General features: G+C 61.0%; 9 protein-coding genes. 3 read left to right on the plus strand and 6 right to left on the minus strand.

From position 1 onward, the window contains the following. Together G1C94_RS03980 and G1C94_RS03985 are read left to right on the plus strand one after the other, a co-directional pair. A partial coding sequence (locus G1C94_RS03980; RefSeq protein WP_172144943.1) for an InlB B-repeat-containing protein occupies nt 1–1,082 on the plus strand: 1,082 nt, incomplete at its 5' end. A gap of 509 nt (nt 1,083–1,591) precedes the next feature. After that, nucleotides 1,592–1,948 carry a hypothetical protein gene (locus tag G1C94_RS03985; RefSeq protein ID WP_172144946.1) on the plus strand — a complete coding sequence of 119 codons (357 nt, stop codon included), beginning with the start codon at nt 1,592–1,594 and terminating at the stop codon, nt 1,946–1,948. A 572-nt stretch (nt 1,949–2,520) separates the two neighbouring features. On the opposite strand, the gene G1C94_RS03990 is transcribed toward G1C94_RS03985, so the two are convergent. The 6 genes from G1C94_RS03990 to G1C94_RS04015 all read right to left on the minus strand — a co-directional run bounded on the left by G1C94_RS03990 (nt 2,521) and on the right by G1C94_RS04015 (nt 10,107). Then, on the minus strand, nt 2,521–4,077 hold the full coding sequence (locus G1C94_RS03990; protein WP_172145140.1) for a glycoside hydrolase family 32 protein: 1,557 nt from the start codon (nt 4,075–4,077) through the stop codon (nt 2,521–2,523). A gap of 39 nt (nt 4,078–4,116) precedes the next feature. Then, entirely contained in the window at nt 4,117–5,430 is a 1,314-nt protein-coding gene (locus tag G1C94_RS03995; RefSeq protein ID WP_172144949.1) for an MFS transporter, read from the minus strand. 246 nt (nt 5,431–5,676) lie between these two features. Then, nucleotides 5,677–6,744 carry a LacI family DNA-binding transcriptional regulator gene (locus tag G1C94_RS04000; RefSeq protein ID WP_172144952.1) on the minus strand — a complete coding sequence of 356 codons (1,068 nt, stop codon included), beginning with the start codon at nt 6,742–6,744 and terminating at the stop codon, nt 5,677–5,679. 37 nt (nt 6,745–6,781) lie between these two features. Then, nucleotides 6,782–7,543 carry a gamma-glutamyl-gamma-aminobutyrate hydrolase family protein gene (locus tag G1C94_RS04005; protein ID WP_172145143.1) on the minus strand — a complete coding sequence of 254 codons (762 nt, stop codon included), beginning with the start codon at nt 7,541–7,543 and terminating at the stop codon, nt 6,782–6,784. A 141-nt stretch (nt 7,544–7,684) separates the two neighbouring features. Then, on the minus strand, nt 7,685–9,544 hold the full coding sequence (gene ilvD, locus G1C94_RS04010; RefSeq protein ID WP_172144955.1) for a dihydroxy-acid dehydratase: 1,860 nt from the start codon (nt 9,542–9,544) through the stop codon (nt 7,685–7,687). A gap of 50 nt (nt 9,545–9,594) precedes the next feature. Then, entirely contained in the window at nt 9,595–10,107 is a 513-nt protein-coding gene (locus tag G1C94_RS04015) for a GNAT family N-acetyltransferase (RefSeq protein ID WP_172144958.1), read from the minus strand. A gap of 276 nt (nt 10,108–10,383) precedes the next feature. Between G1C94_RS04015 and ettA the strand changes: the two genes are divergently transcribed. Next, nucleotides 10,384–12,063 (plus strand): energy-dependent translational throttle protein EttA, encoded by a 1,680-nt coding sequence (gene ettA / locus G1C94_RS04020; protein ID WP_172144961.1) that lies wholly within the window; start codon nt 10,384–10,386, stop codon nt 12,061–12,063. Nucleotides 12,064–12,082 lie beyond the last annotated feature (19 nt).

Here is a 12,082-nt window from a genome sequence, read left to right on the forward strand (position 1 = left end):
CCACGTTGAAGGATGCCGCGGGCAAGAAGCTGACCGCGCATTGGACGAAGCTGCCGACGACGTTCGATGTGGACGGCGACGTGACCATCCCGGACGGTTGGACCGGCGAGGACGGCAAGCTGCCCGTACCGACCAAGCCGGGTTATAAGTTCGATGGCTGGTATGACGAGGACGGCAACCCCGTCACGAACGCGGAGGATGCGGCGGGCAAGACCCTGCACCCCAAGTGGACCCCGGTCGACCAGGCCTTCGACACCAACGGCGGCACGCTGCCCGATGGTTGGACCGGCGAGGATGGCAAGCTGCCCATTCCGTACAAGCCGGATTACAAGTTCGACGGCTGGTATGACGAGGACGGCAACCAGGTCACCAACACGGAAGAGGCCATTGGCAAGGACCTGGTCGCGAAGTGGACCGCTCTGCCTGACGGGTTCGACGCGCAGGGCGGCACCCTGCCTTCCGGTTGGACCGGTCAGGACGGCAAGCTGCCCATCCCCACCAAGCCGAACTACAAGTTCGACGGCTGGTTTGACGAGGACGGCAACCAGGTCACCAGCGTGGAGGACGCGATCGGCAAGAAGCTGACCGCCAAGTGGACCAGTATGAGCGACGGGTTCGACGCGGACGGCGGCAACCTGCCCGATGGTTGGACCGGTGAGGACGGCAAGCTCCCGTTGCCGTACAAGCCCGGCTACAAGTTCGACGGCTGGTACGACGAACAGGGCAACCTCATCACCAGCGTCGAGGATGCGATCGGCAAGAAGCTGCACGCTAAATGGACCAGCATGTCCGACGCGTTCGACGCCAACGGCGGCACCCTCCCGTCCGGCTGGACGGGCGAGGACGGCAAGCTGCCGGTTCCGACGCGTGACGGCTACCAGTTCGATGGCTGGTACGACGACGAGGGCAACCTCATCACCAGCGTGGAGGATGCGATCGGCAAGAAGCTGCACGCCCGCTGGACCAAGGTGAACGCCCTGGCCTCCACCGGCGCCACCGGCCTGACCGCCGCCCTGACGGCCCTCGCCCTGGCCGCAGCCGGCCTGGCCGCCGGTGCCCTGCGCCGTCGCCGCTCCCACTGACCGTGACTTGGCCGGCCGGGCTCAACCCCCCGGCCCGCCGGCTAGGCCGGGCTTGACCGCCCGGTCGCCGGATTGGGTCTGACCCCCGGCTGGCCAGTTGACGGCCCCGAAAGGCGGGGGACCGCGAGGTTCACGCCCCGCGGTTCCCCGCCTTTCCTTGTCATTTCGACCGGAGGCCGCCAGGCCGGAGCGGAGAAATCTTCTGGCCAACGCCATATCCCGGCAAGGCAAGATTTCTCGACTCGGCTACGCCTCGCTCGAAATGACAATAACCAAATAAGGCCGCGGCCAAAACGACACGCGGCCCTTAACCCCCGTGTTTGGGTTCGCGCGCTCGCGACGCTATCGCTGCTCGCTGTTTGCGAACAGTCCACCGGACTGTTCGCCCCGGCAACCGGGGGCCTACGGGCTCTTCGCCAGCGAGCGGCGACAGCATCGCGAGCCTCGCACAAGACAGCGGGGCCCTTCAAAAAGTTTTTCAGTTCCTTACACATCGAGAAAGGCGGCGGATGATGGGTGAGCCGCAGGTGTTTACGTCGGGTCAGCGGGCGTATTTGTCGTCGTTGGCTGCGGTGGACAGTATTGACGCGTCCTCGCGCATCCGCTACGCGGACTGGTTCCGCGTGGAGTGCATGCGCCGCTACAAGGAGGGCGAAAAGCCCGCGGCCCTGTTCCGCGAGGCCGGCCTGGATCCCAAGATCGTGGGCTACAAGCGCATCGAACGCGCCTTCGCCCGGTGGAAGCAGTCTCCCGACCTATCCGCGCCGCAGGGCAAGGCCGTCGACCCGCGCGACCAGCTCATCGCCGCCCAGGCCCTGCGCATCCAGCAACTCGAAGAGGAAGTCCGCACCCTCAAACAGGAATAACCGCGCTACCCTCAAACAGACATAATCGCGTTACCCTCAAACAGATACAGACAGATTTTGGGTCGGTTGTTACCGTGTGAGACGTAAGACTTGGCCTACCGGCCCGGAGGGTGTCGAACACGGTAACAACCGACCCCAGACACGTGCCCTGCTTAATTTAACGTGCTTTCCTGTTGAGCTAGCGCCAGGTTTTGGTTGCCGGTATGCGTCTTGAGAACGGGATAGATGGCCACTGTGACTCGGGAGTGTGCTGGGGACGATGTTGTTGCCTTGGCGCAATGGCACAGAGGCCACGGGAATGGCCTGTTTTCGTTATATGGCGTTGCCCTTTGATGTCGGTACGAACAGTCCACTGGACTGTTCGTCTGGAGGGTGTCGAGCACGGCGACATCCGCTCCCAAGACACGTACATTGCTTAATCTAACGTGCTTTCCCGTTGTCTTGGTTGCCGGTATACATCCCAAGAACGAATTAGTGCAGACCCGCTGATTCGGAACAGGACAAAAAACGGCCATCCCTCGCTTGGGAACGCAAGGGATGGCCGCGTCTCGCTTACAACGGTGGCGAGAAAATCACTCCAGTCCGATGGAGTTGAGGTGGTGGAGCTTGAGATCCTTGACCGTGAGCGTGCCGGATTCGGCGACGAGTTTGATGGCCCGCTGCCCTTCCGAGGCGTATGAATAGGAGCTCATGGCTTGCCGGCCGTCGTTTACATAGACCTCCACGCAGCCGCGATCCACATACACGCGCAGCTTGAGCTCGCTTGAAGCCAGCTCGTCGTCGGAAAGCGGCGCCGCACGATAGCCTCGGTCGCCTTGCGCATTGGCCTGGCGGTCAATGACGACACGGCCGATTTGCGCGTCGAACGCCACGTAGGTGTAGGCACCATCATCGGTGGCGTGCACCTTCAAACCGGCGCGCTCGGCGGTGGACGCAGCTAGGTCGATGGTCATCTCGATTTCAACGGCTTCAGCATCATCGCAAAGCACCTGTTCCGCGCTGACGGGCAACGTGATCTCACCGAAGTCGACGGTGTCGGCACGCAACCCCTCCATTTCGGCCACCGGCGCGGTGTGCAGGTCGCCGTCCGCACCCAGCGTGATCGCGCGCGGCAGCGTCATGTTGCCACACCAGCCATCGTCCTGCATCGGAATCGGCTCGACGAACGGGCTCATCCAGCCATAGACAATCTGACGCTTGCCGTCATTGAACGACTGCGGCGCGTAATAATTGTGTCCCCAATCCCACAAACGGAACTCGGTTTCGGGCTTGAACTCCTCGCCCGGCTCCCAAGTGCCGATCATGTAGCCGGCGTTATTGAGATTGCGGTTCATGAAGCCGGAAGGCTTCGAGCCCTGCGCCGAGAAGCCGATCACCCACTTCTCGGCACCCGAGGCGTCGCGAATCGGGAAGAAATCGGGGCATTCGAGCATATAGACATTCGGGTCGGGGTGCTCGAACAGCACGCGCTCATATTCCCAACGCACCATGTCGCGCGAGGAGAACAGCCACATCTGCCCGCGCTTCTCGGCGGAGGAGACACCGAAGGTCATGTACCATGTGTCGCCGGTTTTCCATACCTTCGGGTCGCGATAATGGTGATCCACCTGTTCGGTGGGGCAGTCGATGATCATGCCGCGCTTGGTGGCACAGGTCAGCTCGTCGTTGCCTGGCTCGGCGAGCATCTGCACCTGCCAATCGCCGCCCGTGTTGTCGTGGCCGTTGGCCCAGCGGTGGCCGGTGTAATAGAACTTCAGCTTGCCGTCGTCGCCGATCACCGCGGATCCGGAGAACACGCCGTCCTTCTCCTGCTCGAGCGAGGGCGCGAATATGATCGGCTCGCGGCGCCAGTGCAGCATGTCGGTGGAGGAGACGTGTCCCCAGTGCATCGGCCCCCACTGGGTGCCGTAGGGGTGCAGCTGGTAGAACACGTGCCAGCGCCCCTTATAGAAGCACAAGCCGTTCGGGTCGTTGATCCAGCCGCCGTTGGAAGCAATGTGGAACTTCGGGTACCAGCGGTTGTTGCGCTTGGCCGCCATGTCTGCGACGCCAGCCTCGGCTTTGGCGAGTTCGGCGGCGTGGTCTTTGACGGGGGTGAGGACAGGTTCGTTCGGGGTGAAACCGCTCATCATTATCGCCTTTCAATTGGGTGTTGCTTATTGCTGGCGTCAGGCTTCAGCGGCCTTCATCGCCTTGAGCTGCTTGTCTGTGTAGAACGGGTCGCCACCGACTTCCTGATCGTCCTTCTTGATGACGAAGAATCCATAAATCAACGCGGCCAGCACGATGCCCGAGATGGTGAAGAAGGTCGGGCGGTTGCCGAGCTTGTCATGCAGGGCGCCCAACGGGGTCGAGAAGATCACCTGACCGACCTGCGAGGCGATCTGGAATCCCACCATATAGAGGGTGGCGGAAAGCTTCGTGTCGAAGTGCAGGGTGAAATAGCGGAACGCCGGCAGACAGAACAGCGGCACCTCGATGGAGTGGAACATCTTGACGATGGACACGCTCACCGGGTCGTGGAACACGCCGCACAGGCCGATGCGGGCGAACATCACGAACGCGCCGAGCAGCAGCGCATTGCGCACGCCGATCTTCTTCATGATGATCGGTACGACGCCCATCATGGCGGATTCGACGAACACCTGAATGGAGTTGAGCGTGCCGTAGGTGGCATTGCCGATTTCGGTGGTGGGGAAGAGGGAGGCGTAGTAGTTCGGGAACATCTGCTGATCGAACACGGTATAGAACGTGTTGGTCAGCAGCATGAACACGATGAGCACCCACAGGGTCGGCATCTTGAGAACGGCGACCATTTCCTTGAAGGAGGGGTTGGTGGGGGCGGCGTTCGGGTCCGCTTCCTTCTTGAGTTCCTCTTTCTGCTCGGCGGGAACCCAGAACGCATAGACGCACAGCATGCCGAGGCCGCAGATGGAGCCGACCCAGAAGTTGAGCATCGGGTTGATGTTGAACAGGAACCCGGCGCACAGTGCCACGATGGCATAGCCGAAGGAGCCCCAGGCACGCGACTGGCCGTATTCAAAGCCGAACTTGCGCGAGTAACGTTCAGTAACGGCCTCAAACAGCGAACAACCCGCCATGAAGCCCGCGGACAGCACGATGGAACCGATGAGCACGCCGATGTAACGGGTGGTGCCGCCGGCGGTCAGCATCGGGGCGTAAACGAATTGCACGAACGGACCGACGCACGCCGCGATGGCCGAGATGACGATGACGAGCTTGCGCTTGATGCCGAGCTGATCCTGGATCGTACCATAAACGAACATGAGCACCAGCGTGGCCAGGGAGTTGATGGAGTAGATCTGCCCTTGTTCGGCGGCGCTCATGCCGAGGCCGTGGGTCGGGTCGGTGATCCATCTGGAGAAGAAGGACCACCAGATGCCCCAGGAGCAGAAGAACATGAAGATGCCGAAAGAGCTCTGCAGGTAGGAGGGATTCCTCCACATTGATTTGCTTGCCATTGTCTTTTCCGTTTCCCTTGTTTTGTGCGCCGCAACTGCGCGGTCGCTTGTGGGGGATTCTCCCTCGTGCCTCTGCGCAGTTAGGATGAATCTTGATTGTTCAGTATAAGGTGTCAATCGTTTTACGTCAAACGATTGATGTAAAGAGATTCCAACTACTGCGCGTTGGTTGCGTCAAACGATTGATTTACTGCTGTTTATCACCACGCGAGACGGTTGATTGGTGATGGGATTCGGCGTGTCGCTTCAGTGGCGCGCGACGGAATTTTTTTCGATGAGGGTGCAGTGAATCTTCGCCGGAATCGGTGCGTCGAGCTGCGGCAGGGGAGCGGTGGTTTCAGGCCATTCAAAGTCGTCGAGCGGGCGCTGCTCGATCAGCGACACCAGTTTGACCGCCGCCCAATATCCCATCTCAAAATGCGGCAATTCCACCGTGGTCAGCTGAGGCTCAAGCGTTTCCGCGAGCACGCGGTGATTGTCGACGCCCACCACGGAAATATCCTTGCCGATAGCGAGCCCGCGCCGCGCCGCGCATTCATACACATACCAGGCGCGCGCGTCGTTGAAACAGAAGAAACCGTCCGGCTGTTCGCGCTCGAAGAGTTCCCCCACTGCCTTGAGGGCCGGCCCGTTGTTGAGCACATTCGCCACGAGACGCTCGTCGTAGGTGCGCCCGGCGTCCTGCAAAGCCGCGCGATAGCCGGCAAGACGCCCATTCTGGGCGACGATGGGCTTGTTTGTTGTGTCGTCCGTCACATCGCATCCTACGTAGGCGATGCGCTGGCACCCCGCGTTGATGAGATATGTCGTTGCGTCGTGGGCGATGGCGAATTCGTCCGGTTCGACGCTTGGCGTGCCTCCGTCCCGGTCGGTGGCGTCGGCCAACACCACAGGGCAATCCCGCAGCTGCTCGGGAACCGTCGTGGCCCGGTTCGACATCTTCGCATACAGGAAGCCGTCGGCGCCATACCGTTTGAGGGCCGCGATTTCCTCGGCTTCATCCATGCCGCCATCGATGCTGACGGTGATGAGCATGTATCCAAGCCGGTTGGCGGCGCTTTGCGCCCCCAGAATCATGCCGCCCGCGTATGGCGTGGTCGCCACTTCCTCGCTGATGAAGCCGATGATGCGCGTGCTGTTGGTTCTTAAGGATTGCGCCATCGGGTTGACTTTGTAACCAAGCTGACTGGCCGCTTGCCTGACACGCTCGGCGATTTCGGGCTTGATCCTGCCCGCGTCGCGATGATTCATCACCAGCGATACCGTCGAAACGGACACACCCGTGCGCTGGGCAATCTCCTTCATCGTCGTCATACGTCAAACGATACACCCGTTGTTGTGCCGACGATAATCAACTTTGCGCCGCCGCCTGCACGAAAGCGGAGAAAATGGCGCGCTGATTGGCATCCGATTGATAAGAGAACTCGGGATGCCACTGCACGGCCCACACGAAGCGCGCCGAAGGCATATAAACAGCCTCGACCAGCCCGTCAGGTGATAGGGCCATGGGGCTGAGCGGCGGTGCAAGCTGCTTGATCGCCTGATGATGGCGGCTGTTCACGCCCAGTACGCGGCAAGCGGGGTGAAAGGCGTCGTCGGCGCGGGACGTGGTGTCCCCATTGGGCCATAGCGCATGGTCGAGCGGCGAATGAGGCATGATCTGCACCTGATGCACCACACGGTCATGAGGCGGGTGGCTGACGTGATGGTCGATATTGCTTGGGTGCTCGGTCGGCAAATCCTGCCACAGTGTGCCGCCGAGAAGTGCGTTGATTACCTGGATGCCGCGGCAGATGCCCAGCACAGCCTTGTTGCGTTTCAGAACGGCCGGCAACAGCAAGGATTCCATGCGATCTCGCGCAGGGCAGGTCTTGGTGAGGGATGTCGGCTGCTGGCCGTACAAGTTCGGGTTGATGTCGTGACCGCCGGCGAACAGGAAACCGTCGCAAGTGTCCGACAGCTGTTCGATATGCTCGGCATCGTCGCTGAGCGGCATCATCACTGGTGTGCCGCCGGCTGCGATGATGCCGTCGAAATAGCCGGACAACATCCACATGCTGTTGAGATGGTCGTCCCACAACGGCGTGACGCCGATAAGTGGCTTGCTCATAATTAACCCGCTCTCACTCGTTTCCGGCTGTTTGTCTCACCATAAGCATTGTCGTGTTACCAACGAGCCGCCGGTATGTTACCTGCGGTATGAACTGGATGTGGTGTTGCGGAAACCAGTGAAAGCGGGTGGGGTGTGGGGTGCTCAGGCCAGACCGGAGAGCTTGTCGATCAGCTCGGGATCTCGCGTGGCACCCTTGTCGGCGGAACGGGCGAAGGCGGCATAGGCCTTGAGAGCCTGGCTCACCTTGCGGTCGCGGTGTGCCACATAACCGTCGTCCGCTTCCAGCTCGGCGCGGCGCTGTGCCAGTTCCTCGTCGCTCAGTTCCACATTCACGCTGCGGTTTGGGATATCGATGGTGATGATGTCACCGTTTTGGATAAGCGCAATCGGGCCCTTGTTCGCCGCTTCGGGGGCGATATGGCCGATGGCCAAGCCGGAGGAGCCGCCGGAATAACGGCCATCCGTCAGCATGGCGACTTGCTTGCCGATGCCCTTGCCCTTGACGAACGAGGTGGGATAGAGCATCTCCTGCATGCCCGGGCCACCCTTCGGCCCCTCGTAGCGAATCACCAGCGCCATGCCCGGCTTCAACGTGTCGTCCAGAATCACTTCGATGGCCTGCTCCTGCGACTCGACCACCAAAGCCGGCCCGCGGAACGTCCAAATCTCCTTCGGCACGCCGGCGGTTTTGACCACACAGCCATCGGGCGCGAGGTTGCCGCGCAACACGGCCAATCCGCCCTCGGTGACGGCCGGATGGTCGACATCGTGGATGGCGCCGTTTTCGCGGTCGCGGTCGAGCGAATCGAACAGCGTGGTGTGCGTGAACGGATCGGGCGAGACGATGTGGCCCGGCGCGGCCAAATGCATCTGCTTGGCTTCCTCGGTGCACGTCTCACGCATGATGTCCCAGTCGGCGAGCTTGGCCTCAAGCGTCTTGTAATCGATGGAATGCACGTCGCGATGCAGCTTGCCGGCGCGGTCGAGTTCGCCCAGAATACCGGTGATGCCGCCGGCGCGATGCACGTCGGAAATCTCCCACTCGCCCGAGGGGGAGGCCTTGCAGATGCACGGCACGGTGTGCGAGATGCGTTCGATGTCGTCCAAGGTGAAATCCACGTCGGCGGACTGCGCCATTGCCAGAATGTGCAGCACGGTGTTGGTCGAGCCGCCCATGGCCACGTCCATCGTCATGGCGTTCTCGAAAGCCTCCTTGGTGGCGATGGAGCGCGGCAGCACGGAATCGTCGTCATTGTCGTAATACTGCTTGGCGATCTTGACCACCTGCTCTGCGGCGCGCTTGAACAAATCCTTGCGATAGGCATGGGAGGCGAGGATGGTGCCGTTGCCGGGCAGCGCCAAGCCAATGGCCTCGGTCAGGCAGTTCATCGAATTGGCGGTGAACATGCCGGCGCACGAGCCGCAGGTGGGGCACACTGTTTTCTCGTAGGCGAGCAGATCCGCCTCGTCCAAGCTGTCGTCGGCGGAGGCGTACATCACATCAATCAAGTCGGTGTTCTTCTTCACGGTGCCGTCAGGCATCACCGTGGTGCCGGCCTCCATCGGGCCGCCGGAGACGAACACGGTGGGGATATTCAGACGCAGCGCGGCCATGAGCATGCCGGGCACCACTTTGTCGCAGTTCGGAATGCAGATCAGCGCGTCGGCGCAGTGCGCGTTCACCTGATATTCCACGGTATCGGCGATGATGTCGCGGCTGGGCAGCGAATAGAGCATGCCGGTGTGGCCCATGGCGATGCCGTCGTCCACGGCCATTGTGTTGAACTCGCGCGGAATGCCGCCCGCCTCCTGAATCGCCTCGGAGACCAAACGTCCCACCTTGTTCAGGTGCACATGACCGGGCAGGAACTCGTCGAAGGAGTTGGCAATGGCGATAATCGGCTTGCCGAAATCCTCGCCTTTCACGCCAGCGGCACGATAGAGGGCACGAGCGCCCGCGAACACACGTCCATTCATCAATTTTGCAGATCGCATTTCCATGAATCCCATTGTGCTGGCTCAGTGGGACAACCTCGGCCGCTCTTTATAACCTAGGCAATGGCAGAAGTGTCGATGCGCGTGAAGTACTCGTTGCTTGACTCATGGTCGACGCGGGCGCCGAGATGACGTTGGACGGCCAGCGAGGCGGGGTTGTCCTTATGCACGGACAGATATACTTCGCTAATGCCAAATTCATCACGCGCCTTGATGAGCAGCAGTCTCAATCCCTCGGTGGCTAACCCGCGTCCGCGCCACTCGGGAGCAATGCCATATCCAATATGCCCTGCACCTCTTTGAAGTGCATCGTTGAGTTCATGACGCAGATTGAAGATGCCAACGTAATCACCCTGATCATTCGCAAGGACGTATTTGGTGGCGGGCACCCAACCGGGTTTGAGGCCAACGCCGGCAGCCTCGTTCCTGAGATTGCGCACATATTCCGCGAAAGCAGCCCTATCCATGCCGGCCGCAGGATTCTCGAACCCATTCTCATCCGCCGGAAACTCGCCAAACAGCGCATACGTCCGTTCCGGCTCTCCCAACCACACTTCAATCAATTGCATGGGAGGAATATAGCATCTGGCGGGCATCAGCCATGTTTTCCGCAACCTACCTCATTATTCCTCTGTTGTGACGTGTAGACGGGGTATGGGATAATTCGCAAGGTGCTTTTGCTTGGACTGGGCATCGAGATGGCGAAGAAATCGACAGGAAACGACATGCAAAGCTGGCCTTTTCGGGCCTAAAAATGGTTGCATCATTTCAGATTGCGTCATTTCGGCTCCCGAGTCCCGCAAAACGTTGAAATTGCAACGAGTAAGACAGGATTGTAGTGTTATATGGCTGAGTTTGTGTATCAGATGATCAAAGCGCGCAAGGCGTTTGGCGACCGCGTGATTCTTGACGATGTGACCTTGAGCTTCCTGCCGGGCGCGAAGATCGGCGTGGTGGGCCCGAACGGCATGGGCAAGTCCACGCTGCTCAAGATCATGGCGGGCTTGGAAACCGTGTCCAACGGCGAGGCCACGCTCACCCCGGGTTTCACCGTCGGCATCCTTCAGCAGGAGCCGCCGTTGGACGACACGAAAACCGTGGGCGAGAACATCAAGATGGCATTCGGCCCGATTGCCGAAAAGGTCGCTCGCTTCAACCAGATCGGCGAGGAGATGGCCAACCCGGACGCCGATTTCGATGCCCTGATGGAAGAGATGGGCAAGCTGCAGACCGAGATCGACGCCGCCAACGGCTGGGATCTCGACTCCCAGCTCGAACAGGCGATGGACGCCCTGCAGTGCCCCGACCCGGACACCCCGGTGAACGTGTGCTCCGGTGGTGAGCGTCGCCGCGTGGCCCTGTGCAAGCTGTTGCTCGAAGCGCCCGACCTGCTGCTGCTCGACGAGCCCACCAATCACCTCGACGCCGAATCGATTCTGTGGCTCGAACAGTTCCTGCACCAATATCAGGGTGCCGTCATTGCCGTCACCCACGACCGCTACTTCATGGACAACGTGGCCGAATGGATTTGCGAGGTCGACCGCGGTCACCTCTATCCGTACAAGGGCAACTACTCCACCTATCTGGAGACCAAGGCCAAGCGTATGGAGATTCAGGGCGCCAAGGACGCCAAGCTCGCCAAGCGCTTGAAGGACGAACTCGACTGGGTGCGTTCCTCGCCGAAGGCTCGTCAGGCCAAGAACAAGGCTCGTCTGGAGCGTTACGACCAGATGGAGCAGGAGGCTCGCAGCAACAAGAAGCTCGACTTCTCCGAGATTCAGATTCCCGCAGGTCCCCGCCTTGGCTCGCAGGTGCTGGAGGCCAGCCACATCCACAAGGCCTTCGGCGACCGCGTGCTCATCGACGACCTGAGCTTCACCCTGCCGCGCAACGGCATCGTCGGCGTGATCGGCCCCAACGGCGTGGGCAAGTCCACGCTGTTCAAGACCATCGTGGGGTTGGAGCCGCTGACGTCCGGCGAGCTCAAGGTGGGCGACACCGTCAAGATCAGTTATGTGGATCAGAACCGCGCCGGTCTCGACCCGAACAAGAACCTGTGGGAGGCCGTTTCGGACGGACTGGACTTCATCGAAGTCGCCGGCGTCGAGGTGCCCACCCGCGCCTACGTGGCCAGCTTCGGTTTCAAAGGCTCCGACCAGCAGAAGCTCACCGGTGTGCTCTCCGGCGGCGAGCGCAACCGCCTGAACCTGGCCCTCACCTTGAAGCAGGGCGGCAACCTCCTCCTGCTTGACGAGCCCACCAATGACCTCGACGTGGAAACCTTGGAATCGCTGGAGAACGCGCTGTTGCAATTCCCCGGCTGCGCCGTGGTGATCTCCCACGACCGCTGGTTCCTCGACCGCGTTGCCACGCACATCCTCGCGTGGGAGGGCGACGACGACAACCCGGCCAAATGGTACTGGTTCGAGGGCAACTTCCAGTCCTATCAGGAAAACAAGGTCGCCCGCCTCGGTGAGGACGCCGCCCGCCCGCACCGCCTCCATAAGAAGCTCGTCCGCAGCTGATTGCCTCCACTTAGCCGAC

Origin of the sequence: Bifidobacterium panos, from assembly GCF_012932445.1 — a bacterium.
GTDB lineage: Bacteria > Actinomycetota > Actinomycetes > Actinomycetales > Bifidobacteriaceae > Bifidobacterium > Bifidobacterium panos.